This window comes from Streptomyces sp. NPDC031100, assembly GCF_055570785.1.
This window is the reverse complement of sequence record NZ_JBVIGN010000002.1, coordinates 105,565-129,832: the sequence shown is the minus strand read 5'-3', so window position 1 is coordinate 129,832 and position 24,268 is coordinate 105,565. Positions and strand designations below refer to the sequence as shown.

18 protein-coding genes and 2 pseudogenes are annotated in these 24,268 nt (G+C 70.9%); 6 read left to right on the top strand and 14 right to left on the bottom strand.

The window, feature by feature from the left end; genetic code table 11:
• Nucleotides 1-62: 62 nt before the first annotated feature.
• The 4 genes from ACZ5DS_RS04910 to ACZ5DS_RS04895 form a co-directional block, all read right to left on the bottom strand.
• Nucleotides 63-2,465, bottom strand: a complete 2,403-nt coding sequence (locus ACZ5DS_RS04910; RefSeq protein WP_468234177.1) for an ATP-binding cassette domain-containing protein — start codon at nt 2,463-2,465, stop codon at nt 63-65.
• 163 nt (nt 2,466-2,628) lie between these two features.
• A complete protein-coding gene (locus ACZ5DS_RS04905) occupies nt 2,629-3,387 on the bottom strand; it encodes an NUDIX hydrolase (RefSeq protein ID WP_468234174.1) in 759 nt (252 codons plus the stop codon).
• A 129-nt stretch (nt 3,388-3,516) separates the two neighbouring features.
• The gene (locus ACZ5DS_RS04900) at nt 3,517-5,544 is read right to left on the bottom strand and encodes a glycogen debranching N-terminal domain-containing protein (protein ID WP_468234172.1); all 2,028 of its coding nucleotides are present in this window, start codon (nt 5,542-5,544) and stop codon (nt 3,517-3,519) included.
• Nucleotides 5,545-6,017: 473 nt separating this feature from the next.
• Complete coding sequence (locus tag ACZ5DS_RS04895) at nt 6,018-7,571, bottom strand: DUF4192 domain-containing protein (protein WP_468234169.1); 1,554 nt, start codon at nt 7,569-7,571, stop codon at nt 6,018-6,020.
• A 176-nt stretch (nt 7,572-7,747) separates the two neighbouring features.
• Between ACZ5DS_RS04895 and ACZ5DS_RS04890 the strand changes: the two genes are divergently transcribed.
• Nucleotides 7,748-9,913 carry a RecQ family ATP-dependent DNA helicase gene (locus tag ACZ5DS_RS04890; protein WP_468234167.1) on the top strand — a complete coding sequence of 722 codons (2,166 nt, stop codon included), beginning with the start codon at nt 7,748-7,750 and terminating at the stop codon, nt 9,911-9,913.
• Between the two features lie 286 nt (nt 9,914-10,199).
• The gene (locus ACZ5DS_RS04885) at nt 10,200-10,820 is read left to right on the top strand and encodes a hypothetical protein (RefSeq protein ID WP_468234164.1); all 621 of its coding nucleotides are present in this window, start codon (nt 10,200-10,202) and stop codon (nt 10,818-10,820) included.
• A gap of 426 nt (nt 10,821-11,246) precedes the next feature.
• Here the strand turns inward: ACZ5DS_RS04885 and ACZ5DS_RS04880 are convergent, their stop codons facing one another.
• The 3 genes from ACZ5DS_RS04880 to ACZ5DS_RS04870 form a co-directional block, all read right to left on the bottom strand.
• A complete protein-coding gene (locus ACZ5DS_RS04880; protein ID WP_468234162.1) occupies nt 11,247-11,879 on the bottom strand; it encodes a hypothetical protein in 633 nt (210 codons plus the stop codon).
• Between the two features lie 68 nt (nt 11,880-11,947).
• On the bottom strand, nt 11,948-12,649 hold the full coding sequence (locus ACZ5DS_RS04875; protein WP_468234159.1) for a ribonuclease HII: 702 nt from the start codon (nt 12,647-12,649) through the stop codon (nt 11,948-11,950).
• Nucleotides 12,650-12,730: 81 nt separating this feature from the next.
• On the bottom strand, nt 12,731-13,354 hold the full coding sequence (locus tag ACZ5DS_RS04870; protein WP_468234156.1) for a TetR/AcrR family transcriptional regulator: 624 nt from the start codon (nt 13,352-13,354) through the stop codon (nt 12,731-12,733).
• Between the two features lie 185 nt (nt 13,355-13,539).
• Here ACZ5DS_RS04870 and ACZ5DS_RS04865 point away from each other — a divergent pair, with 185 nt between their 5' ends.
• Together ACZ5DS_RS04865 and ACZ5DS_RS04860 are read left to right on the top strand one after the other, a co-directional pair.
• Nucleotides 13,540-15,087, top strand: a complete 1,548-nt coding sequence (locus ACZ5DS_RS04865; RefSeq protein WP_468234153.1) for an MFS transporter — start codon at nt 13,540-13,542, stop codon at nt 15,085-15,087.
• 97 nt (nt 15,088-15,184) lie between these two features.
• Entirely contained in the window at nt 15,185-15,391 is a 207-nt protein-coding gene (locus ACZ5DS_RS04860; protein ID WP_468234150.1) for a hypothetical protein, read from the top strand.
• Between the two features lie 70 nt (nt 15,392-15,461).
• Here the strand turns inward: ACZ5DS_RS04860 and ACZ5DS_RS04855 are convergent, their stop codons facing one another.
• The 3 genes from ACZ5DS_RS04855 to ACZ5DS_RS04845 form a co-directional block, all read right to left on the bottom strand.
• The gene (locus ACZ5DS_RS04855) at nt 15,462-16,367 is read right to left on the bottom strand and encodes an ADP-ribosylglycohydrolase family protein (RefSeq protein WP_468234147.1); all 906 of its coding nucleotides are present in this window, start codon (nt 16,365-16,367) and stop codon (nt 15,462-15,464) included.
• A gap of 12 nt (nt 16,368-16,379) precedes the next feature.
• Nucleotides 16,380-17,039 carry a histidine phosphatase family protein gene (locus ACZ5DS_RS04850; protein WP_468234144.1) on the bottom strand — a complete coding sequence of 220 codons (660 nt, stop codon included), beginning with the start codon at nt 17,037-17,039 and terminating at the stop codon, nt 16,380-16,382.
• Between the two features lie 164 nt (nt 17,040-17,203).
• Nucleotides 17,204-17,809 (bottom strand): YdbC family protein, encoded by a 606-nt coding sequence (locus ACZ5DS_RS04845; protein WP_468234141.1) that lies wholly within the window; start codon nt 17,807-17,809, stop codon nt 17,204-17,206.
• Nucleotides 17,810-17,929: 120 nt separating this feature from the next.
• On the opposite strand from ACZ5DS_RS04845, the gene ACZ5DS_RS04840 reads away from it, so the two are divergent.
• Complete coding sequence (locus ACZ5DS_RS04840) at nt 17,930-18,496, top strand: TerD family protein (protein WP_468234138.1); 567 nt, start codon at nt 17,930-17,932, stop codon at nt 18,494-18,496.
• 179 nt (nt 18,497-18,675) lie between these two features.
• Here the strand turns inward: ACZ5DS_RS04840 and ACZ5DS_RS04835 are convergent.
• The 4 genes and pseudogenes from ACZ5DS_RS04835 to nrdR all read right to left on the bottom strand — a co-directional run.
• Nucleotides 18,676-18,924 (bottom strand): annotated as a pseudogene (locus ACZ5DS_RS04835) (hypothetical protein); the annotation flags it as partial.
• Nucleotides 18,925-18,926: 2 nt separating this feature from the next.
• Nucleotides 18,927-19,037 (bottom strand): annotated as a pseudogene (locus tag ACZ5DS_RS04830) (hypothetical protein); the annotation flags it as partial.
• A 34-nt stretch (nt 19,038-19,071) separates the two neighbouring features.
• Complete coding sequence (locus ACZ5DS_RS04825) at nt 19,072-21,960, bottom strand: vitamin B12-dependent ribonucleotide reductase (RefSeq protein ID WP_468234136.1); 2,889 nt, start codon at nt 21,958-21,960, stop codon at nt 19,072-19,074.
• 163 nt (nt 21,961-22,123) lie between these two features.
• Nucleotides 22,124-22,675, bottom strand: coding sequence for a transcriptional regulator NrdR (gene nrdR, locus ACZ5DS_RS04820; protein WP_468234133.1), 552 nt, complete (start codon nt 22,673-22,675; stop codon nt 22,124-22,126).
• A 563-nt stretch (nt 22,676-23,238) separates the two neighbouring features.
• On the opposite strand from nrdR, the gene lexA reads away from it, so the two are divergent.
• Nucleotides 23,239-24,018: a transcriptional repressor LexA gene (gene lexA, locus ACZ5DS_RS04815; RefSeq protein WP_030750750.1), complete on the top strand. Its 780-nt coding sequence runs from the start codon at nt 23,239-23,241 to the stop codon at nt 24,016-24,018.
• Nucleotides 24,019-24,268 lie beyond the last annotated feature (250 nt).

Below are 24,268 nucleotides of genomic sequence, written 5' to 3'. Positions count from 1 at the left end.
AAGAAACGGCCTTTCTGCGGGGAGTTGTGCGCATGGCAGGACCGGAAGCGTGCGGACGGTCGTCATCGGACCCTGGCGCGCAGCGTCGTGGCCAGATACGCACAGAGCAGCACGGCCAGCGACAACGTCAGCGCGCCACCGACGGGTTGGGCGACGACCCGGGCGAAGGCGAGCAGGTACCGCTCCCCTCCGAAGGGCCACTGCAGCAGGAGGACCTCCCGCATCCGCACCGGGAAGTCGGCTGCCCTCCCCACGGAGGGCCCCTGTAGCACCTTGTGCACGAGGGGAACCACGAGCACGGGTACGGCGACGACGGCGGCGAGACCCGCCGCGGTGGACCGGAACACACCGGCCGCCAGCACCCCTGCCCATGCACAGCCGACAACCAGCGCGAACCAACTCGCACTCAGCGAAAGCCAGTCCGAGGGAACTTGCGTCAGCTCCCGTCCGTACACGACATAGAGCACTTCGGCGTCGCAGCCCACGGTGAGGAAGGCGAGCAGCAGGGCGGTGGCTCCGGAGACGAGGAGTTTCGCGGTGAGCAGCCCCAGCCGGCGGGGCACGGTGCCGCGGTCCGCCGCCAGCGCGGGGTGGCGGAACTCGTCCCCGAAGGCCAGCGCACCGAGCAGCCCCGCGGCGAGCGCGGCGGGCGGCAGCGGCAGCTCCCGCGGCCAAGCGACGAACAGCCGTGCCTGCGGGGTGTGGCCGATCCGTGCCAGCACGAGGGCCGTGAGTGCGGAGACCACCAGCACGGCCCCGCAGGTGAGGAAGCCGGTGCCGACTCCGCCGGCGCGCCGGAGTTCGTAGCGCAGGGGACGGAGGGGGCTGCGGGCGGGGCGGACGGCGATGGGGGGCGGGAGGAGGGACGGAGGATCGAGAGCGAGGGCTGTGTCGGCGCGCGGGCGGGACGACTGCCCGGAGTGCTCGGTCCGAGGTGGGCGGCTGCCGGGGTTCCGAGCGTCCGGGTTCCGTGCGCCGGGGACGGTCGTGCCGGCAGCCAGCGTCCTGACGGCCGCGGTGTCCTTGGCGTCCGCCTCCGCTCCCGGGTCCGCGGGGGCCTCCGAGGGGGCGGCCTCCGGCACGGCGGACACCGGGCGGGGGTCACCGGCGACCAGAGGCTCGCCAGAAGGAGCCGCTTCGGGACCGTTGCCCACACCGTTCATGGCACTGGGGGCGGCGCCGGAGGACTTGGGGTCGGCCGCGGAGGAGGCACCGAGCGACGCGTGGCCGGGTGCGGAGGCGGTGTCGGCCCGCGCCGACCCCTCGGCAGGAGGGGCGTTGACGGTCTTCGTGTGGTCCGGGAGCGGGCCGAGGCCCTGAACTCGGCCGGGCGACGGCCGCTCGCCGCCGACGCCCGTCTCCCTCTCCGCCTCCGGCGCCGAGGCACCGGACACCTGCTCCTGCCCCTGCTCCGCGGACAGGCGGTCGGTCGCTGTCTGGGAGCAGCCAGCGACCCGCTCCTGAGGCACCGAGCCCGACACGGCCTGCGCCCGCCGCTCCGGTGTGCCGTCGGGTACTGCCTGCCCCCGCGCGGCTGTCACCACCTCGCCTGCAGTACTCACCCCCTCCCCGGACGCCGTGCCCGCGCACGGCCCCATGTCCCCCACCTCGTCCGCGAGTTGATGGATGAGAATGCCGTGCCGGAACGCGGTCTCGCCGACGTCGGCGGTCGTACTGCCGTACACGGAGAGACGGTTGCCGTACTCTCGTACGATCTCGATGGAGTGCTTGGCGGTACGGGCCTCCTTGGTGAGCAGGGCCGCCAGGCGGGCGGCGTGGGGGCTGCGGACGGCCACACGCGGACGCAGCCGGGTGCGGGCGAACTGCCTGGCCTCCTGATCGGCGACGAGTCGGCCGCCGTCGAGGGTGACGACCCGGTCGGCCGAGCGAGCGGCCTCCTTGGAGTCGGCCGTCGCGAACAGGACCGTGCCGCCCTGGGCCGCGTGGGCGCGCAGCATGCCGTGCAGCCAGCGCGCCTCGCGGGCGGAGAGACCATCGGCGGGCTCGTCCAGCACGAGCGTGTGCGGGTCGGGCAGAAGGGCACCCGCCAGGCCGAGCCTGCGGTCCATGCCGCGCGACAGCGTGCCGAGGCGTTCCTCGCGGAAGCTGACGAGGCCGACCACTTCCAGGACCTCGTCGGCGCGCCGGGCGGCAACTCCCGCCGCCGCACACAGCATGCGCAGATGCCCGCGGACCGAGCGGGCCGGGTGCCCGGGTACGTCACCGAGAAGCACACCGACTTCCCGCGACGGGTGGGGGATCTGGTGCAGGGGCCGGCCCCTGAAATAGGTGATGCCACGGCCCTGTTGGAGTTCGAGCATCAGCCTGAGCGCCGTCGTCTTGCCCGCGCCTGCTGCCCCGTGGAGCGCGGTGACCTGGCCGGCGTGCGCCTCGAAGGAGACGTCGTCGACGGCGGGCGGGTGCGCCTTGCGGGGATTGCTGGTCAGTCCGAAGGCCTGGATCACCTACAGCAAGATAGTGCTCAATGTCCTGTTTTTCGGGTATCGCCCGATCTGTTCTTCGGTGGCGTGCAACTCGAAGGGCACTTTTGTCCGCCGTTCGAGGGATCGGATCGGATCTCGGCACACCGCGCGGGCCGACCGGTTCCGGCAGCCGAACACTGAGGCGTCAGACCTCGGGACGGAGCATCGGAGGGTTGAGCAGGGTGGCGCCGCCGGCCCGGAAGAGCTGGGCCGGCCGGCCGCCCTGACGGGTGGTCGTACCGCCCGTCGGAACCAGGAAGCCCGGTGTCCCGGTGACCTTGCGGTGAAAGTTGCGCGGGTCGAGGGCCACGCCCCACACCGCCTCGTACACCCGGCGCAGCTCGCCGACGGTGAACTCGGGCGGGCAGAACGCAGTGGCCAGCGACGAGTATTCGATCTTGGAACGGGCTCGCTCGACCCCGTCGGCGAGGATCTGGGCGTGGTCGAAGGCGAGCGGTGCCACGGGTTCGCCGTCGCGGCTGTAACCGCCCTGCTGGAGCAGTTCCTCGACCGGTGCCCAGCGCGCGTTGCTCGCGTCGCCGCCGGCCCGGGGCGCGGGCAGGTCCGGGGCGAGGGCGAGGTGCGCGACGCTGACGACCCGCATCCGGGGGTCACGCTTCGGGTCGCCGTAGGTGGCGAGCTGTTCCAGATGCGCGCCGTTGTCCTGGGCCGGAACCGAGGGATCATGGGCGTGCAGCCCGGTCTCCTCGGCCAGCTCACGCGCTGCCGCCTGGGACAGGTCCTCGTCGGCCCGCACGAAGCCGCCGGGGAGCGCCCAGCGTCCCTGGAACGGCGGCTCGCCCCTGCGTACCGCCAACGCGCACAGGGCATGGCGGCGCACGGTCAGCACGACCAGGTCCACGGTGACGGCGAAGGGCGGAAAGGCTGACGGGTCGTAGGGCATGCCGCGATCATAGTCGTCTGCCTGACGATAAACACTCCCTTCGTCCAGCGCGGAGGTGGCGGATCCGCGTCGTTCCGGTATGGGGCGCAGGGTGGGCTCCGGTTCGTCGGCCGGTCGCGTCGTACGAGGTCACACTCCCAATTGCAGACCGTCCGCCGCCTCCTCGACCATGGCGAGTCCGAGGCGGCTGACCCGCACGGCGAAGGGTGCTCCCGCGACCCGCAGCCCCGTCAGGCCAATCCCGCCGAGGGGAGCGCTCTGTATCGGGCGCAGGGTGACGGTGCGGGCGGGGGCATCGGGGCGGATGCCCGCGAGCGTGGTGAGGAGCAGGACCGCGGAGGCCGCTGCGGTGGCCGCCGGGCGGCAGGCCGCCGGATGCGGCAGGGGAGCGCTCCCGGCGGAGCGCTGCTCCCCCGCGAACATCTCCGGCAGTCGGTGGCCGAAGTGCTCCGCCGCATCCAACAGCCCTCTCACCAGGCCGCTCGCCTCCTTCTCGTAACCGGCGGCGGCCAGTCCGGCGACGGCGATCGCGGTCTCGTGGACCCGTACGGCTCCGGTCCGGTGGCCGAACGGATTGTGTCCCGCTTCCTTGGCACCGAGACCGCGCAGCCCCCAGCCCGCATCCATCGCCGGGCCGCCGAGCAGCCGGCCGAGCTGTTCGGTCTGCACCTTGTCGAGCAGGCCGGGGGCGAGCCGGCCGACGCCGAGCAGACCGGTGTCGAGGAGGTGCACGGCGGTGGAGCCGAGGTGCGGAAGGGGGCGGCCGTCCGGCGCCAGGGCCGCGGCCGGGCGTCCGCCGCCGCGATCCTCGACCCAGAAGTCCGCCCGGAACGCGTTCCGCACGCCCTGGGCCCACTGTCTTAACTCCGTGGCTCCTGGCCTGCCGTAGGCGCCGAGGAGGTCGGCGCCGAGGACGGCCGCGCGGTGGGCGTGGGCCTGTGTCTCGCAGCGGACCGGGCCCACCGGCTGCGGGTCGGGAAGGTATGTGCCGTCGCCGACGGTGGTCCGCAGCCAGGTCAGGCAGCGCTCGGCCGCGGGGAGCAGCTCCTGTGTCTCCTGCTCGGGGAGCCCCCAGCGGCGGGCCTCGGCGAGCAGGACAGGGAAGAGGAGCGTGGCCTCCGTGCCCGTGCACGCCGGCGGGAGGAACGCGCCGGCGTCGCGGCGCGGCCCGGGGATCAGGCCGGTCTGTGGGCCCGGGCCCGGACGCTGGGTGCGGGCGAGGGTGCGCAGCGTGCCCACGGCGAGCCGGGTGCCCAGGGGCAGTGCCATCCGGGCGGCGGCGAGGGCCTCTGCCGGTGCCAATCCGCAGCGCCACGGCGCGCCCGCCGCGAGGTAGGTGTCGGAAGGGTGTGCGGGGTCGCGCAGCAGCAGGGCCTGAAGGTCGTCGACGGCGGCCTGGAGCAGGGCGGCCACCCGAGGGTCGTCGCCCGCCGCCCTGGCGGGTGCGAGGGGGCTGGTCGCGGCCTGGCTCGCGGTGCGCAGCGGTCCGGCCCCGTCCTGGCGTACCCGTAGTTCCACGGCTGCCGTTCCGCCCGGAGGCACTTCCAGCTCCCAGCGCAGGAGTCCGGCGGAAGCCAGTGCGTCGGCGGGCGGCGGGTGCGCGGTGACCGAGGCGCCGCCGCCGGCCGAGGACCAGCGCAGGCCCGAGTCGTGGACGCTGGCCGGCAGTTCGGGCCCGGCCCTGCCGGAGGCGATGGCGCCGAGGTCCGCCAGATCGGTGCCGAGGGCGACCTCGACCGGGAGGCGGAGCGGCCGCGGGGTGGCGTTGTGGAGGGTGATGCGCTCGGTGCCGTCGGCGCTGCGGGTTCGTTCGACGACGACGTCGGGGTCCGGGCCCGCCCCCGGTGAGGCGCGCAGCGTCCCGACGAAGCGGGCCCGGTCGGCCCCGGTCATCCTGGCCTGCGCCGCGAGCGGTTCCCGCCCGGCGATGCGGACCTGGCACCGCGAGAGCAGGCGCCGGCCGCCCCGGTAGAACCCGTCCAACCCCCGGCCGGCCAGTTGTCCCTGCTCGCCGGAGATGGCGAGGCCCGGCAGGGCCACGCAGATCAGGGCGGTATGGGTGGGCGGCAGGTCCGGCGCGGAACGAGGCGTCGGATGCGGCGTGCGCGCCGAAGCGCCGGGAGGCGGCGGGGTGGCGGGGCGCCGCGGTCGGCGCATGGGAGGGGCCGAGGCTTGGGTCCGGCCGTTGACGGCTGAGGGGTTCGAAGGCTCACCCGGGGGCGACGGCGCCTTGGGGACTTCGATGGTTCCCGGTGCGGTGATCCCGGCGCCTGCCTGTGGGAAGGACCGGCGCCCGGCCCAGGGCGGGGGGGTGTCGGTGGCGGCAGAGGGCCGAGTCGGCTGCTGATACATGGAGTGGCTTCTTCTGTGCTCGGTGCGCCTCGGACGTGCGGGGCGCGAGGTGGAGCGCCCGATGGGACAAGGAACATTCGGCGGCACGGCCCGTCCGGGCGTTCCGCCACTCAGGTGAACGCGGGCGGACTCGTCCGGGTCACGCTTCGCGCAGGGAAAGCCGACCGGATGACGGCATGGCGGGAGGACGGACCCGGCCTGCGGGGCGCTCCCGCGGGTCCGAGTGCGGTCGGACGCCACCCCGTCCTGACGTCGGCCGCCCCTCCCCCGCGCGGCGCTCATCCGTCCCCCTCCGTCTCCCGCTGACCGCTCGCCGCCGTATCGCGACTCGCACCCTCACCGGCACGCGTACGTGTGGTGCTCGGCTTCGCACGGCCCGGATGGGCGGCTCCGGTGGCCGGAGATTGGGGGTGGGAACCGGCCGGCCGCCTTCGTGTCCCCTCCCCACGCTGCGGACGAGGGCTGCTCTCAGCGCCCTCGGTGACCCGCGTGCGCCGACGGCGCCGAGGGCCGCCGGTCCGTGCGGCGCGGTCAGCGCTGCCATCGTCTGCCTGGGCGGCTGCCGAACAGCCGGCGACGCCTGCCCCCGAAGGGGCGCGCGGGGTCGCGCCAGCTGCCGAACCTGTCTGCTCCACACTCTCCGTCGGTGCACGCTCCGTGCTCTCCGCGCGCAGGCAGCGGCGGACCGACTCGGGGTCGAGCCCTTCATTGCAGGCCTGGTGCAGGAGTCGGGCGAAGAGGTAGTCGGGGTCCGCGCCCAGCGCCATCGCGAGGGCCTCCCGGGCCTCCAGCTCGTCGCCGGTCGACCAGGCGACCCAGCCCGCCAGGGTCAGCGGGGCGGCGGCGTGCTCGCTGTACGGGCCGACGCAGCGGCGGGCCAGTGCGCGCCAGAGCCTCAGGGCCGGACCGGCCTCGTCGCCCTCCATCCACGCGGCTGCCCGGTCGCGGGTCGTGCGGTCCTGGAGCCCCAGGATCAGCGTCGCCGCCTCGTCGTGGGCGAGCAGTTCGTCGTCACGGAGGTCCGCCGGGTGCGTGCCGGACACCGGGGATACCGCGGCGAACCTGCGGATGATCCGCTCGGCCAGAGCGAGGGTCTCCTGTGCCACACCCGCGCGGGCCGCGTCGTCCAGGATGCGGGGGATCAGGGCCATGCCGGCGGCGTCCAGGGCGACCTCCTGCTCCAGAGCCGCGCCGGTCTCCCAGGGCTGCAGCCTGGCCCGCAGCTCACGGAGCGTGCCCCGCACTTGGATCCCGGCATAGGTGGCCGCGGCGGCCAGCACCGACGTGCCGGGCAGGCCCATCGTCGTCCCGTCGTCGGGGCAGCATCCCTTGGTCGCGCAGCAGTACGACCAGAAACGGCCGTCCGAGATGCACAGTGCCTCGATCACCGGCACGTCGACGTTGCCGCACTCGGTGCGCAGGAGGCCGATGAGCGGCTCGAGCCGGAGCATGACGTCCCGGCCCGTCTCACCCGGGCCTGGTTCCTGGCAGACGTAAGCGACCATCCGCTGGGGCCGGGCACCGCGTCGCTCGCTGCCGGTCACCAGTCCCCGGGCCAGCTGCCGTGCGGCCTCCTCCCAGTCCTCCCTCGCTGCAGGGATGCCCAGGCGGGCCCGGCCACCGAACCTGCCGCGACCTCCCCGGTCGTTCAGGGCCACCAGCACGATGCTGTCCTCGGGACGGTAGCCGAGCAGATAGGGCAGGGCGTCGGCCAGTTCGGCCGGGGTGCGCAGGGTGACTTGAGTGTCCTGCGCGGAAAGCTCGTCCAGTGGCTCTGGTCCCGCGATGTCGCCGTTTTCGAAGGGTCCGGTCGTTTCGCCGTGATTCGTCATGCGCAGACGATCTCGCGGATCTGGAGATTCCGGTTGAGCCTGTGGATAACTCGAATCAGGGACACGACAAGCCCGGGGTCGTCCTCGGTGCTTCGTCCACAGCGGGAGCGTCATGGTCGTCCGCTCCTGGCAGGTGTCCCGCCCGATTGTCAGTCGCATCCTGTTGGATGGGGCGCATGGAGCACACGAGCAACGCGGACCTCCGGGCACAGGCCGACGCCGTTCTCGCCCGGCTCGTCGGGGACACCACGGGTGGGGCCCGGCTGCGCGAGGATCAGTGGCGCGCGATCGAGGCGCTGGTCGCCGACCGACGCCGGGCACTGGTCGTCCAGCGGACGGGATGGGGCAAGTCCGCGGTGTACTTCGTGGCCACCGCGCTGCTGCGCGCCAGAGGCAGCGGACCCACGGTGATCGTCTCTCCGTTGCTCGCGCTCATGCGCAACCAAGTGGAGGCGGCTGCCCGCGCCGGCATCCACGCCCGCACGATCAACTCCTCCAACACGGAGGAGTGGGAGGCCGTCCAGACCGAGATCGAGGCCGGCGAGGTCGACGTGCTGCTCGTCAGCCCGGAGCGGCTGAACAACCCCGACTTCCGCGATCAGGTCCTGCCCAAGCTCTCTGCGGCGACCGGCCTGCTCGTCGTGGACGAGGCCCACTGCATCTCCGACTGGGGCCATGACTTCCGCCCGGACTACCGCCGGCTGCGCACCATGCTCGGCGACCTCCCGCCCGGCGTCCCGGTGCTGGCCACCACCGCCACGGCCAACGCGCGCGTGACCGCCGACGTCGCCGAACAGCTCGGTACCGGCGGCACCTCGGACGCCCTGGTGCTGCGCGGGCCGCTGGACCGGGAGAGCCTGAGTCTCGGTGTGCTGCGGCTGCCCGACGCCGCGCACCGGATGGCCTGGCTCGCCGACCACCTCGAAGACCTGCCGGGCTCCGGCATCGTCTACACCCTCACGGTCGCCGCCGCCGAGGAGGTCACCGCCTTCCTGCGGCAGCGCGGGCATGCCGTCGCCTCGTACACGGGCAGGACGGAGAACGCCGACCGGCAGCAGGCCGAGGACGATCTGCTCGCCAACCGGGTCAAGGCGCTGGTCGCCACGTCCGCGCTCGGCATGGGGTTCGACAAGCCGGACCTCGGGTTCGTCGTGCACCTCGGGTCGCCCTCCTCCCCCATCGCCTACTACCAGCAGGTCGGCCGGGCGGGTCGTGGCGTCGAGCACGCCGAGGTACTGCTCCTGCCGGGCAGGGAGGACGAGGCGATCTGGGAGTACTTCGCCTCGCTCGCCTTCCCTTCCGAGGACCTGGTGCGCCGCACCCTGGACGTCCTCACCCGGGCGGACGGGCCCCTGTCACTGCCTGCGCTGGAACCCCTGGTGGAACTGCGCCGCTCCCGGCTGGAGACGATGCTGAAGGTGCTCGACGTGGACGGCGCCGTGAAGCGCGTCAAGGGCGGCTGGATCGCAACCGGACAGCCGTGGTCCTACGACACCGAGCGGTACGCCTGGGTGGCCCGGCAGCGCAAGGCCGAGCAGCAGGCGATGCGCGAGTTCGCGTCCAGCACGGACTGCCGGATGGAGTTTCTCCAGCGCCAGCTGGACGACGAGGGCGCCAAGCCCTGCGGCCGCTGCGACAACTGCGCGGAGCCGCGCTTCACCGCCGACACGTCCACGGCCGCACTGGACGCCGCCCGTGTCGACCTGGGCCGTGCTGGGGTCGAGGTGGAGCCCCGCCGCATGTGGCCGACCGGCCTCCCGGCGATCGGCATCGACCTCAAGGGCCGCATTCCGGTCGGTGAACAGGCCTCGTCCGGGCGGGCTCTCGGTCGATTGTCGGACATCGGCTGGGGCAACCGGCTACGACCCCTGCTCGCGCCCCAGGCCGCGGACACGCCCGTGCCGGACGATGTGGCGCGGGCCGTGGTGGAGGTGCTGGCCGACTGGGCGAAGGGCCCGGGCGGCTGGGCCTCCGGCGCGGCCGACGCCCAGCCCCGACCGGTGGGCGTCGTCACGGTCGCCTCGCACACCCGGCCGATGCTGATCCACTCCCTGGGCGCCCGCATCGCGGAGATCGGCCGGCTGCCCCTGCTCGGTTCCGTGGAGTACGCCGGCGAGGCGCCCCGCGTGCCGCGCAGCAACAGCGCCCAGCGCCTGAAGGCCCTGGACGGCACGCTGACCGTGCCGCCCGCCCTCGCCTCCGCGCTCACGCAGACCCGCGGTCCGGTGCTGCTCGTCGACGACTTCACGGAGACCGGCTGGACCTTGGCAGTCGCTGCACGCCTGCTCAGAAGGGCCGGGGGCGGCGAGGTCTTGCCCCTGGTGCTGGCCGTGCAGGGCTGACAGCCGACTGCGCCTGCGTGCCGACGCCGGCCACCGCGCACGATCCCGCCGCGGTGGAACGCCCCAAGGCATCAACGGAGGTACCTGTGGGTAGGGATATAAGCCACTCACCGCCAGATAACAGTCGGTGGCCCCAATTGCTCGTTGCCGCATCCCAGTTCGACAGGAAGAATTGAAGTCCGCTCCCCGCACGGCTCGTCCGTGATCCGGTTGGGCTTTGCTGCGGTGCGCGCTCCCCCGAATCCGACCTCGCCCGCAGTGTGGGCGCGTAGCCGAAGGGAGGAACGTGACCTTCGGATTCGCCTCGTCCTCGGCGGCCTCGTTGTCGACGTCCGCGTCCGCCGCTTCCGCCAGCCGCCTGCTCGAGCCCGCGGAGTGGGCAAACGCCGGAATCCCCCTGCTGCGCAACCCCCGTGAGGTCGTCAGCGGGCTGCACACCCGCCATCGCCCCCGACCGTCCATGGCGATCGTGGCTGTCCTGGATCCCGACGAACGGCTGTGCGCCAGCGCCTCGTTCCTGCGCCGTCCGGCGCCGGCCGACGGCTGGATGTTCCGCAACGCGCTGCTCGACCAGCTGCGCCGGGTCATACCGCACGACCTGCGCCGCCGCACCCCGGTGCGCACCGCTGTGCTGCTCTACTGCCGTGAGGGCGACGCGCGTTGGACCGAGGAGGACGGCGCCTGGATGTGGGGGCTGCGCGACGCCTGCACCCTGCATGGGCTGCGCTGCGGGGCGTACATCACGCTGACCGGGGACGGCTGGCAGGTGCTCGGGGAGGGGCGCGGGGGACGCAGACCGCACGCCCGCTCGGAGCCGGAGCCCTTCGCCATGTCGGAAGCCCCGCCTCTGGCACCGCGCACCGGTGGCCCGGTCTCCGAGGTCCTGCGCCGCGCTGCTGCTCGCTGACGAGTCGGCCCGGAGGCTACGGGCACAGCCTCCGGCGCGGCCCGCTCGGTGAGCCCGTGCCACCGGCCAGGAGGCGGGTGAGGGAACCGCGGCGGGATGCCCTCGAGAGCCGTTTACGCGTCACGCGACACCGAGGCTCGTACGCGACGCACCACGTCCGTGCGACACCGGGACGGAAGTCGTCGGCACCGCCGCCCAGACGGCGCCTGCGGCTCACAGCCGGCCACGTGACGCGCCATGCCTTTCGTCTCGGCCTTTGACCTGGCCCTGCGGGGCGCCCTCAACTCTGCTGCCGACGCCTGCCAGACGGCCGTCCCGCAAGCAGGAACGGCCACTGCCAGTCGTCCGGGCATGCCAAGAGGCACACCGTGCGGCTGCCCCCGGACTGCCTTCGTCACCTCGACGCCCGGTGGGGCGGGACGTGACTCAGACGCCCGCGCCCAGCACCGAGTTGATCTGCTGCGGGTCGCCGCAGACGATCAGGAGCGCACCGGCCCTGGAGTGGGCCAGCGGGAGGGCAGTGGCGGCAGCGGAGGCGGGCCCCCCGTTGACGGCCACGACGACCACGGGGCGGGAGGCGGCACGGGAGGCGACGGCGGCGTCCGTGTAGAAGACGTCGTCACCGGCGTCGTGCTGCGCCCAGTAGGAGGCTTCGCCGAACGACAGCTCGTGCTCGGCCCACGGGTGCTGCGCACCAGTGGTGATCACCAGCACGTCCCCGGGGGTGCGGCCCGAGTCGAGGAGCAGGTCCACCGCCTCCTCGGCGGCGTCGAGCGCGCCCTCGGCCGAGGCCGGAATCAGCTGGATCTGCGGGGTCGCCGCCTCGGCGGCGGGAGCGGCCGGGCCCGACGGGCCTGGCTTGGCCGGAGCCACGTCACGCGGCGTGCGCTGCACCGGCGGCGTGGGCCGCTGGGGGCCGGGACGACCGGGGCGGGACGGAGCCGCGGGGCGGGGGCCGGGTACGGGGCGGGGGGTCGGCGCGGTACGGCCGCTGGCCGGCGTGGCGCGGGGACCCTGGGCACTCTCGTGAATCTGAGGCTCCTCGGGAATGAGAGGCATGAGCTGATATTTATCAAACGTTGGTGCGGCACGGATGACCGGGTGGCACATCAGTGCGAGCGGAACCGTCAGAAATCGAAGCCGAGCTGACCCTCGATTTCCGGAACGCTTCCGTCCGCCCAGCTGCGGACCTTCTTGAGGTGCCGCCACTGGGGCAGCGCATCAAGATACGCCCACGACAAACGGTGGTACGGGGTGGGTCCCCGCTCCTCGAGTGCGGCCTTGTGCACGGGCGACGGATACCCGGCGTTGTCCGCAAAACCGAAGTCTGCATGGTCGATACCCAGTTCGGCCATCATTTTGTCGCGCTGAACCTTGGCAATCACCGACGCCGCCGCAACAGCCACGCACGACTGGTCACCCTTGATCACCGTGCGCACCTTCCACGGGGCACCGAGATAGTCGTGCTTCCCGTCGAGGATCACGGCGTCGGGGCGGACCGGCAGGGTGTCCAGGGCACGCACGGCGGCGAGCCGCAGGGCGGCGGTCATCCCCAGGTCGTCGATCTCCTCGGGGGAAGCATGCCCCAGGGCATAGGCCGTCACCCACGACTGCAGTATCACGGCCAGTTCCGTACGCCGCTTGACCGTCAGCAGCTTGGAGTCGGTCAGACCCTCGGGCGGGCGGCGGAGTCCGGTGATCGCCGCACAGACGGTGACAGGACCCGCCCAGGCGCCCCGCCCCACCTCGTCGACACCGGCAATGACCTTCGCTCCGGTCGTGGCGCGCAGGGAGCGCTCGACGGTATGAGTGGGCGGTTCGTACGGCATGGCGCCCTTAGCGTACGCCGCCGGGAAGCTCGCGCGACACCCCGGTTCCCCGGTCGGCCCCGAGGGCACGGGCAGGCGGGATCAGGCACCGTGCGGGCGCAGCAGCGGAAGCATCAGATGGTCGATCATCTCCTCGAGATCCTGATCGCTCCATTCGCTGCCGCACATCTTCGATCGGTACATCATCATCGCCGGGACGGCGTCGAAGACGTAACCGTTGGCCGCGTCGGAACGCACCTCACCCCGCCTTATTCCACGGGTGATGACCTCACGCAGCAGCTTGATCGTCGGTTCCACCAAACCATCGAAGATCACTCCATGGAAGCGCTCGGCCTGCGCTGGATCGCATTCGTGAATCACGGCGCGCAGCGCGAAACCGGGGCGGGAGTACATGCCCTCGCGCACCCGCCGGCACAGGGCCAGCAGATCCTCGCGCACGCTGCCGAGGTCGGGCACCTCCTCGACCGGGGACAGTCCGGCCATGAGCGCATCGGCGACCAGGTCCTCCTTGGAGGGCCAGCGACGGTAGACCGCAGCCTTGCCGGTCTGGGCGCCGGCCGCGACGCCCTCCATCGTCAGCCCCTTCCAGCCGACCGTACTGAGCTGCTCCAGCGCGGCGTCCAGGATCGCGCGCTCGAGCACCGCACCGCGCCGACGAGGGGGAGTCATCTGAGCAGGAGGGGCCGTCCAGCGCGAGGTAACCATCGTGTTTCTCCAGCGAGCAAGGGGAAGCGGGGATTCAGGAGCGAGGCTGCGTCGCGTCGCAGCAAGGGGGGACGTGAAACGCGACGCGCGTTTAAGTGAACGCTTGCGTTCTCTGTTGGGGACTCACTACCGTTGACGCGACAGTGAACGCGAGCGTTCACTAACACCTTCGTGGGGGACCCATAGTGACAACCTCTCAGCTGCTTCAGGAACAGAAACCGGGTGCGGCCCGCCGGGAGGGGCATCCCGGCATCGCGCTCACCGTCATCGCGGCCTGCCAACTCATGGTGGTGCTCGACGCGACGATTGTGAACATCGCACTCCCACACATTCAAGACGCGCTCAAGTTCAGCACCACGGACCTCACTTGGGTGGTCAGCGCCTACACGCTCACCTTCGGCGGTCTGCTGCTCCTCGGCGCGCGGGCCGGTGACATCCTCGGCCGGCGCCGGGTGTTCATGACCGGCATCCTGCTGTTCACCTTCGCCTCGCTGCTGGGCGGCCTCGCTCAGGAACCCTGGCAGCTGCTGGCCGCACGCGCCCTGCAGGGTGTGGGAGGCGCGATCGCATCGCCCACGTCGCTCGCTCTGATCACGACCACCTTCCCGGAAGGTCCCGAGCGCAACCGGGCGTTCGGTGTGTTCGCCGGAGTGTCCGCGGGTGGCGGTGCCATCGGTCTGCTCGCCGGCGGCATGCTGACCGACTGGCTCGACTGGCGGTGGGTGCTCTTCGTCAACGTGCCCATCGGTGTGCTGATCGCCGCGCTCGCGCCGCTGTACATCAGCGAATCCGAGCGGCACCCGGGGCGGTTCGACATCGCGGGTGCGCTGACGTCGACGCTGGGTATGGCCTCGCTGGTGTACGGGTTCATCCGTGCCTCGGAGGACGGCTGGCGGGACGGGCTCACCCTCGGTTCGTTCGGTGCGGCGGTGGTGCTCCTGCTGGCCTTCGCCCTCATCGAGATGCGGGCGAAGGAGCCGATCACGCCGCTCAGGATGTTCGCGGACTCCAACCGCTCCGGCACGTACATGATCATGCTGAGCCTGTCCGCGGCGATGTTCGGCATGTTCTTCTACATCGTGCTGTTCGTGCAGAACGTGCTGGGCTACAGCCCGATCAAGGCGGGCGTGGCCTTCCTTCCCGTCACGGTCGCGATCGCGGTCGGCGCGGGCCTGTCGCAGCGATTCCTGCCCATGTTCGGCCCCAAGCCGTTCATGATGGCCGGATCGGCGCTCGTGGCGATCGGGCTGTTCTGGCAGACCTTCATCAGCCCTGACAGCTCCTACGTCAGCGGAGTGCTGGGCCCCATGCTGGTGTTCGGCTTCGGTATGGGGCTGAACTTCGTGACGGTCACCGTCACGGCGGTTTCCGGTGTCGCCCCGCACGAGGCGGGCGCGGCCTCCGGGCTGCTCAACGCCACGCAGCAGATCGGCGGCTCGCTGGGCCTGTCGATCCTGACCACCGTCTTCGGCACCGCGAGCACGGACGAGGCGAAGAAGCAGCTGCCCGACTTCCTCCAGCACGGCACCCCGGAGCAGAAGGCGCAGTTCGCCAAGACGCACCTGCTGCCGACGCCCTGGGGGAGCGAAGTACTCGCCCACGGCATCTCGATCGCCTTCATCCCGGCCGTTGCGATGGCCGTATTCGCCGCCGTCATCGCCGGGCTGGTGATCAAGGTCCGCAAGAGCGACCTCGAAGCCCTCTCGGGCGCGGCCGGGCCGGGCATCGGCTGACCTGCCAGAGGCTGCGGGAAGCCGCGGACGGCCGGACCGTTGCCGGGAGACTGCCGGCACACAGAGCGGTCCGGCCGGCCGCAGCACGCTGATGGCCATGGCCACGACGATCAACGGCAAGGTCAGCACCATCACCACCACGGCAACGACCGGCATCGCCCACTCCCCCCTGCACCCTCGTCTCCCGCCTGCCCGAACCGCTTCCGCATCCGAATCGATGCCGACGGCGGATATTCGGAAAACGGGCGATGCTCACGCAGAGTTCCCCGCGAACACGGAGAGTTTCCGGAGCGGTGAGTGTTGAGGAGACGCGAAGTCCAGCGTCAGAGGCACGCCAGGACGCAGGACCTTGTCGGCCTTTCAGCCCAGGGACCTCACAGAGCCGTGGGCACCCAGTCCGGCAGCGCCTCGGTCCGCTCCAGCCACTCGGCCGGCGGCGCCCCCGCCTTGCCAGACGCGAGCACACCGCCCACGATCGCGCACGTCGTGTCCACGTCCCCGCCCACCTGGGCGGTCGTCCAGAACGCCGTCTCGAAGTCGGCGAGGGACCGCGCGGCGGACCACAGAGCGAACGGAACCGTGTCATGGGCACTCGTACGCCGCCCACAGCCGAGTACGGCCGCGACCGTGCCTGCGTCACCGTAGTCGAGCATGTCCCGGGCACGGCGCAGCCCGGCGCCGACCGCGCTCTTCGGGACTAGGGCGATCACGCCGTCGAGGAGCGCCTCGGGGGCGGGCGGGCCGTCCGGCGCGGCGACCAGCGCGGCGGCCGCGGCAACGGCCATCGCGCCCACCACGGCCTCGCGGTGCTGGTGCGTGGGGTAGGCCGAGATCTCCGCCTGGTGCGTCGCCTGCTCGGGGTCGTCCGCATACCAGGCGCCCAGGGGTGCGATGCGCATCGCCGCGCCGTTGCCCCAGGAGCCCTGTCCGTTGAAGAGGGCTGCGGACAGCTCGCGCCAGTCCCCGCCCTCCCGGACGAGGCGGAGCAGCCGGTTGACGGCGGGGCCGTAGCCCCGGTCGAAGTCGTGGTGCTCGGCGAAGGAGTGGGCCAGCGCGTCCTGGTCGAGGCGTTGGTGGGTGGCCAGGACGGATACGACGGAACAGGCCATCTCCGTGTCGTCCGTCCACTGCCAGGGGCCACCGGGCAGCTCGCGGCTTTTGAGCAGGGGGTAGTTCGCCGGAACGAAGAACTGTGAGCCCAGCGCGTCCCCCACCGCTAGTCCGCACAGGCTGGCCAGGGCGCGACCCAGGCGCCCGAGAGAAGAGGAGTCAGCGGTCATCGCCCTGCCACTCTATCCGGTGACCCAGTACGGAACCGGGTCCCGCCACCGCTCGAAGGGCCGGTCGAGGGTGTATTTGCCGTCCTCACCGAGAACGAGCATCCGCATCTCGGCGTTCCCGGGGTTCGACAGCGACTCGAATTCCGCGACCGTCCAGTGGAACCAGCGCATACAGAACAGCCGCATCGCCAGTCCGTGCGTCACCAGGAGCACGTTCGGCGGATGGTCGGGAGCCTCGAAACTGCGGAACAGGCTCTCCAGGAAGCCGCCGACCCGGTCGTACACGTCGGCACCGGACTCACCCTGCGGGAAACGGAAGAAGAAGTGGCCGTACGCGTCCCGGTACGCCTTCTGCAGGCGCACGTCGTCGCGGTCCTGCCAGTTGCCCCAGTCCTGCTCGCGCAGCCGGGGCTCCTCCCGCACTCGTATGAGGCCGGGGTCGAGATGGAAGGCGCGCAGGGTCTCGAGCGTACGGCGGTACGGGGAGACGTACACGCTCACGGGTTCCTGTCCGAAGATCTCCCGGAGCGTCTTGCCGGTCTCCTCGGCCTGCCGCCAGCCGCGCTCGGTCAGCGCGAGAGCGTGGTCGGGCTCGCGCTCGTACACGGAGTCATCGACATTGCCCGTTGACTCGCCGTGCCGGACAAGGATGATGCGCCGTGGTCGTGCCATGCCAAAACCCTAGATGGAGCGGCGGGTGGTCGAGCACTCGTACGGGCTCCGTTCGGCGTAGGTCACACGGATCCTGCGCACCGAGGTACTTTTCGGGCACACGATGAGAGGGTTTGTTTTTCCAACTATCCAGGACGACGACTGCCCCGCACCAGGCTCCCGTGTCAGACGGTCCAGGACGGCTCCAGGTCCACGATGTCGCCGGAGAGCGCCGCGATGTCCGCCTCCGTCTGCGCGCGCAGGGCGAGGCGCTCCACCCGCTCGGTGCGGTACTTGCCGTGCTCGGCCGCCGATCGCCACATGGACAGGACCATGAACTCGTGCCCGGGTGCCTCGGCGAACATGCCCCGGATCATGCCGGGCGAGCCGGCCATCGCGGGGTTCCAGACCTTTTCCTGCATCAGCGTGAAGTGCTCGACGCGGTCCTCGTGCACCCGGCAGAGGGCGACGCGGATCAGGTCCGTGTCGGTGAACCGGGGTTCGAAGCCGGTCTTCACGTCGAATCGGTACTCGAACAGCTTGACCTGGGCGTCCTTGAACGTGCCGGACTGGGCGGCGGCCAGGCGATCGTGGGAGCGGGCCATGAAGGAGTCGTAGAAGGCGCGGCTCTCCCAGAAGGCGAAGATGTGCGCCGCCCCGGGCCGCTGCCGGCTCCAGCCTCCGCCCTGTCCCCGAAATCCCGGCTCCCCCAGAAGCCCCGCCCATTTCCGCTGCCCCCGCTCGAAGCCGCGGCGGTCCACCACGGTGCAGCGAATCCACTTGACCAGCACCGCGCCATCGTAAGGCCAGCGGGCGTGGCGTCGGTCACGCTCTGGCGGAGATCACCCGCGCATGCGCCCCCGCGCGCGTGGCACGATGAACAAGGAGCCCTGACTCCGCGGGAGTTGGGCGTGAAGGATCTTCAGGGGGGAAGGAGAAGCCCGGTGACCGGCTTCAGCAAGGGAATCCGCAAGGTGGAGGTCGCGCTCAAGTGGGACCCGAGTCCGGCGGGTCAGCCGCCCACCGATCTCGACATCGTCGCCGCGACCTTCGTGTCCGGTGACCCCGACGGGGCTCCCGCCTATCTGGTGCACTTCGACAGCCGCTCGCCGGACGGCACGATCTTCCTCAACCGGGACAGCACGGACGGCAGGGGCTTCGGCTGGGACGAGGTCATGACGCTCGAACTCGACCGGCTCGACAACCGCTACGCGCGCGTCGTGGTCGGTGTCGTCATCCAACAGCAGCCCGGGCACAAGGCGTTCGTCGACGTGCTGAATCCGGCCGTGCGCATCCGCGAGGGCTACACCGTGCTCGCCGAGGACGACTTCGGCTCGGCCCTGGGGGCGACAGCGGCCACGATCGCCGAGTTCGTGCGGGACGAGTCCGGCGGGTGGACCTTCCGCCCGGGGGTGTATGGATTCGACGAGGACCCGGCGTCGTTCACCCGGGTCATGGGCAGGGCGCACAGGCCCTGAGGCTCAGCCCGTGTAGGCGGCGACGATCGCCGGCGTCCCGGCGAGTGCTTCCAGGACAGCCTCTCGATGGGTGAGCGGCTGGGCCGGCTCTTGTGCCTGCTCAGGCCCCGGTCGGCCGGCACGTACAGCATGCGCAGGGTACGCATGGTGTTCGACACCCATGCGGGCACCGGGCCCGGCTCACCCGAGCGGAAGGCGTCGGCGAGCGGGGTCAGCCACCGCACCGAGCCCGTTCCGGTGAGGGTGGGATGGCTGAGGATCTGCGCGAGTGCGTAGGCGACACGGTCGTCCTCCTGCGCGTCGAAGAGGTGGTCGGTGGGAGCCAGCAGCCGGGCGACGACCAGGTCGCCAGCGGCAGCCAGCCCTGGCCGGGATGCCAGGCGAGTACGGCCAGGAGGCCGGCGCCATGGGCGACGGCCTGCAGCCACCCCAACTGCGGGTCGTAGCCCCGCAGATCCGTTTCGGCGGGGTACCAGTCGACGACGGCGCACCACCACCGAATTTGATCACCGCATCGGAAAAGGTAAGGGGCGCCGGCCATTGCCGGCGCCCCTTACCTCAGATACCGCGTGTCATCAGCTGCAGCCGCTGGTCGAGCCGCAGCCCTCGCAGATGTAGCAGGACCCGGCCCGCTGCATCTTCGTACCGCAGGAGAAGCACAGCGGGGCGTCGGCCTGGATGCCCAGCTGCATCTCCACCAGTTCGGCACTGGTGTGCGCCTGCTTCGTGGCCGGCTTGGCCACCTCCACCTTCGGGGTGGCGACGGCCTTCAGCTCCTGGGCGCGCGGCGCCGACTGGGCGAGGCCCTCGACGTCGACCTCGTCCTCGGCGGGCTCGTACGAACCCGTCTCCAGGTGTCGCTGGCGCTCTTCGGCGGAGTGGATGCCGAGGGCGGAGCGGGTCTCGAAGGGCAGGAAGTCCAGCGCCAGGCGGCGGAAGATGTAGTCGACGATGGACTGCGCCATGCGCACGTCCGGGTCGTCCGTCATGCCGGCCGGCTCGAAGCGCATGTTGGTGAACTTCGAGACGTACGTCTCCAGGGGCACGCCGTACTGGAGGCCGACCGAGACGGCGATGGAGAAGGCGTCCATCATGCCCGCGAGGGTCGAGCCCTGCTTGGACATCTTCAGGAAGACCTCGCCCAGGCCGTCGTCCGGGTAGGAGTTGGCCGTCATGTAGCCCTCGGCGCCGCCGACGGTGAAGGACGTGGTGATGCCGGGACGACCCTTCGGGAGGCGCTTGCGGACCGGGCGGTACTCGACCACCTTCTCGACCGCGGTACGGATCGTCTCCTCGGCCTTCTCGGCGATCTCGGCCTTCTCGTCCTCCTTCTTCTTGGCGGAGAGCGGCTGGCCGACCTTGCAGTTGTCGCGGTAGATCGCGAGCGCCTTGACGCCCAGCTTCCAGGCCTCGTAGTAGATCTCCTCGACCTCTTCGACGGTCGCCGTCTCCGGCATGTTGACCGTCTTGGAGATGGCGCCGGAGATCCAGGGCTGGATCGCGGCCATCATGCGGACGTGGCCCATCGGGGAGATGGCGCGCTCGCCCATGGCGCAGTCGAAGACCTCGTAGTGCTGGTGCTTGAGGCCGGGGGCGTCGATCACGTTGCCGTGCTCGGCGATGTGGGCGACGATCGCCTCGATCTGCTCCTCCTGGTAGCCCAGGCGGCGCAGGGCCTGCGGGACGGTGCCGTTGACGATCTGCATCGAGCCGCCGCCGACCAGCTTCTTGAACTTCACCAGCGCGAGGTCGGGCTCGACACCGGTGGTGTCGCAGGACATCGCCAGACCGATGGTGCCGGTCGGGGCGAGGACGGACGCCTGGGAGTTACGGAAACCGTTCTGCTCGCCGAGACGCAGCACGTCCTGCCAGGCCTCCGTGGCGGCGGCCCACACCGGGGTGTCCAGGTCGTCCATGCGGACGGCCACACCATTGGCGTCGGCGTGCTGCTTCATGACGCGCTTGTGGGCGTCGGCGTTGCGGGCGTAGCCGTCGTACGGGCCGACGACCGCGGCCAGCTCGGAGGAGCGGCGGTAGGCCGTACCCGTCATCAGGGAGGTGATGGCGCCGGCCAGGGCGCGGCCGCCGTCCGAGTCGTACGCGTGGCCGGTCGCCATCAGCAGGGCGCCGAGGTTGGCGTAGCCGATGCCGAGCTGGCGGAAGGCGCGGGTGTTCTCGCCGATCTTCTGGGTCGGGAAGTCCGCGAAGCAGATCGAGATGTCCATCGCGGTGATGACCAGCTCGACGACCTTCTGGAAGCGCTCGGTGTCGAAGGACTGGCTGCCCTTGCCGTCGTCCTTGAGGAACTTCATCAGGTTCAGCGAGGCCAGGTTGCAGGACGTGTTGTCCAGGTGCATGTACTCGCTGCAGGGGTTCGAGCCGTTGATCCGGCCGGACTCCGGGCAGGTGTGCCAGTGGTTGATGGTGTCGTCGTACTGGATGCCCGGGTCGGCGCAGGCCCAGGCGGCCTCGGCCATCTTCCGGAACAGGGCCTTGGCGTCGATCTCCTCGATGACCTCGCCGGTCATGCGCGCACGCAGACCGAACTTGCCGCCCTGCTCGACCGCCTTCATGAACTCGTCGTTCACACGGACCGAGTTGTTGGCGTTCTGGTACTGGACCGAGGTGATGTCGTCGCCACCGAGGTCCATGTCGAAGCCCGCGTCACGCAGGGCGCGAATCTTCTCCTCTTCCTTCACCTTGGTCTCGATGAAGTCCTCGACGTCGGGGTGGTCGACGTCCAGGATGACCATCTTGGCGGCCCGGCGGGTGGCGCCACCGGACTTGATGGTGCCCGCGGAGGCGTCGGCACCGCGCATGAAGGAGACCGGACCGGAGGCGTTGCCGCCGGAGGAGAGCAGCTCCTTGGAGGAGCGGATGCGGGAGAGGTTCAGGCCGGCACCGGAGCCGCCCTTGAAGATCATGCCCTCTTCCTTGTACCAGTCGAGGATCGACTCCATGGAGTCGTCGACGGACAGAATGAAGCAGGCGGAGACCTGCTGGGGCTGCGGGGTTCCGACGTTGAACCAGACGGGGCTGTTGAAGCTGAAGATCTGGTGCAGGAGGGCGTACGCCAGCTCGTGCTCGAAGATCTCGGCGTCGGCGGGCGAGGCGAAGTACTTGTGGTCCTCGCCGGCCTTCCGGTACGTCTTCACGATGCGGTCGATCAGCTGCTTGAGGCTGACCTCGCGCTGCGGGGTGCCGACGGCACCGCGGAAGTACTTGCTGGTGACGATGTTGACCGCGTTCACCGACCAGAAGTCGGGGAACTCGACGCCACGCTGCTCGAAGTTGACCGAGCCGTCGCGCCAGTTGGTCATGACGACGTCACGGCGCTCCCACGCCACCTCGTCGTACGGGTGTACGCCGGGGGTGGTGTGGATGCGCTCGATACGCAGCCCCTTGCTGGCCTTGGCGCCCTTGGCTCGGGAACCTCGTGCCGGACCGCTCGCCGTCTCTGTCATGCCGCCTCCCTCTACGGGCGAAAACGCCCTGAAGTGCCACGATGTTCCCGTGGCACGGTGTTCTGTCTGGTGTTGCGGGCACCCTCAGCTGCCACCCGCAACAGGTCTTCGGTCGCCGCCGCCCCGCCGGAACCCGGGTCTCCGTCCGGTTCCGGCTCGTCGGTCAGTCGGCGGCGTGGGCGGGCACGGGGACCTGCGTGGTCCCCCCGGGCCCGCGATCGTCTTCCTGGCTCCCCGCTCCCGCGTCTTCGTCGTCCGCGGCGGGGCCGCGCGTCGCCTCCCTCAGCTCCGCGATGGCGGCCTCGAAGTCATCGAGCGAGTCGAACGCCCGGTAGACGGAGGCGAATCGCAGATAGGCGACCAGGTCGAGCTCCTGCAACGGGCCGAGTATGGCCAGGCCCACATCGTGGGTGGTCAGCTCGGCGCTCCCGGTGGCCCGCACCGCCTCCTCGACCCGCTGGCCGAGCTGGGCGAGTGCGTCCTCGGTGACAGGCCGTCCCTGGCATGCCTTGCGCACGCCGTTGATGACCTTGGTACGACTGAATGGCTCGGTGACTCCGGACCGCTTCACCACCATGAGCGAGCACGTCTCCACGGTCGTGAAACGACGGGAGCAGTCGGGGCACTGGCGGCGCCTGCGGATCGACGTGCCGTCGTCGGTCGTACGACTGTCGACCACGCGGCTGTCGGGGTGCCTGCAGAAGGGGCAGTGCATGATCTCCAACCCTCCTCACAGCAGACTAAACAGCCCCAAGAGATCTCAGGAGTCCCTCGAAGCAGCCCCAAGCATAGGCGATCTCAGAGCCCTCTCGGACCCGGGGGACCACAACTTGTGGGCTGCTGTAGCAATCCAACCACTACATGTGGGGCTTGGCTGATACATCGACAGGTCGCGCGTGTCGCAGCCGTACGCGTCCGCACGGCTGAGTCACCCCGCCACCTGTGAAAACACGCGCGCGCGGACGTACCGCGAGAACACTTACGGAGATACCGTGGGCGCCGCACGGAGGTCAGGTGGGACTCCGGCAGAGAAGGGCTCCGGATCCCGGCTGACGGGGTTCCGGATGGCAGACTGGGGATGCAACCCACGAGGTGATCCATCCCGGCGGTGAAGCGTACAACAATGGGCGCTTTTGTCTGCCAGAGGTCGCGTTGCCATATACCTGGACACATGATCGCGTCAGGCGAATCGCACTTTTTCACTCGAACGTGTGTTTGGCGCAACCTTTCGAAAGCAACTACCGTTGTCCAGCAGGGAGACCATCGAGAGGGGCCGACGTGACCACCACCGCAGACAGTGCCACCATCACTGCCCAGGACCGCTCCCAGGGCCGAGTCGAGCCGGTACATGCGATGAACGAAGCCACGAATCCCGAGGGGCACAAGCGCTCCTTGCCGGGCCGACCTCCAGGCATCCGGGCGGACAGCTCCGGACTGACCGACCGGCAGCGCCGGGTGATCGAGGTCATCAGGGACTCCGTGCAACGGCGCGGCTACCCGCCGTCGATGCGTGAGATCGGCCAGGCCGTCGGTCTCTCCAGCACGTCCTCGGTGGCGCACCAGCTGATGGCACTGGAGCGCAAGGGCTTCCTGCGCCGCGACCCGCACCGCCCGCGCGCGTACGAGGTACGCGGTTCCGACCAGGCCGTGACCGTGCAGCCCACGGACACCGCGGGCAAGCCCGCAGCGTCGTACGTCCCGCTGGTCGGCCGGATCGCCGCCGGTGGCCCGATTCTCGCCGAGGAGTCGGTCGAGGACGTGTTCCCCCTCCCCCGGCAGCTCGTCGGCGACGGCGAACTGTTCGTCCTCAAGGTCGTCGGTGACTCCATGATCGAAGCCGCGATCTGTGACGGCGACTGGGTCACCGTCCGCCGCCAGCCGGTCGCCGAGAACGGCGACATCGTGGCGGCCATGCTCGACGGCGAAGCCACCGTCAAGCGCTTCAAGCGCGAGGACGGCCATGTCTGGCTCCTCCCGCACAACGCGGCCTACGAGCCGATCCCCGGCGACGACGCGACCATCCTGGGCAAGGTCGTCGCCGTGCTGCGGCGCGTCTGACGGCTGCGGCGGGCGGGCCGGGCGCGGCCCGCCTCTTGACCGGGCCCCGGGACCCCTGCGCCGGTTCCGGGGCCCAGTGTTGTACGGAGTCCTGAGCCCTACGGAGTGCTCAGGACAGTTGTGGATCGGGGGGCCTGACCCGGCGCCGGGTCAGGCCCCCCCCCCCCCGCGCCTCCCCCTGCTTCGTTTCCCCTTTGAGCTCCTCGAGCGAACCTCGCACCTCGTTGTCGTCCCTGTTGTGACCCAAACC

Excerpts from the sequence above, each read along its gene's own strand:
- ACZ5DS_RS04890 (WP_468234167.1), top strand. The coding sequence starts at position 7,748 with ATGGAGCACACGAGCAACGCGGACCTCCGGGCACAGGCCGACGCCGTT.
- ACZ5DS_RS04870 (WP_468234156.1), bottom strand. The coding sequence starts at position 13,354 with ATGGTTACCTCGCGCTGGACGGCCCCTCCTGCTCAGATGACTCCCCCT.
- ACZ5DS_RS04895 (WP_468234169.1), bottom strand. The coding sequence starts at position 7,571 with ATGACGAATCACGGCGAAACGACCGGACCCTTCGAAAACGGCGACATC.
- ACZ5DS_RS04850 (WP_468234144.1), bottom strand. The coding sequence starts at position 17,039 with ATGGCACGACCACGGCGCATCATCCTTGTCCGGCACGGCGAGTCAACG.
- ACZ5DS_RS04875 (WP_468234159.1), bottom strand. The coding sequence starts at position 12,649 with ATGCCGTACGAACCGCCCACTCATACCGTCGAGCGCTCCCTGCGCGCC.
- ACZ5DS_RS04855 (WP_468234147.1), bottom strand. The coding sequence starts at position 16,367 with ATGACCGCTGACTCCTCTTCTCTCGGGCGCCTGGGTCGCGCCCTGGCC.
- ACZ5DS_RS04825 (WP_468234136.1), bottom strand. The coding sequence starts at position 21,960 with ATGACAGAGACGGCGAGCGGTCCGGCACGAGGTTCCCGAGCCAAGGGC.
- ACZ5DS_RS04860 (WP_468234150.1), top strand. The coding sequence starts at position 15,185 with ATGGCCACGACGATCAACGGCAAGGTCAGCACCATCACCACCACGGCA.
- ACZ5DS_RS04900 (WP_468234172.1), bottom strand. The coding sequence starts at position 5,544 with ATGCGCCGACCGCGGCGCCCCGCCACCCCGCCGCCTCCCGGCGCTTCG.
- ACZ5DS_RS04880 (WP_468234162.1), bottom strand. The coding sequence starts at position 11,879 with ATGCCTCTCATTCCCGAGGAGCCTCAGATTCACGAGAGTGCCCAGGGT.
- ACZ5DS_RS04905 (WP_468234174.1), bottom strand. The coding sequence starts at position 3,387 with ATGCCCTACGACCCGTCAGCCTTTCCGCCCTTCGCCGTCACCGTGGAC.
- nrdR (WP_468234133.1), bottom strand. The coding sequence starts at position 22,675 with ATGCACTGCCCCTTCTGCAGGCACCCCGACAGCCGCGTGGTCGACAGT.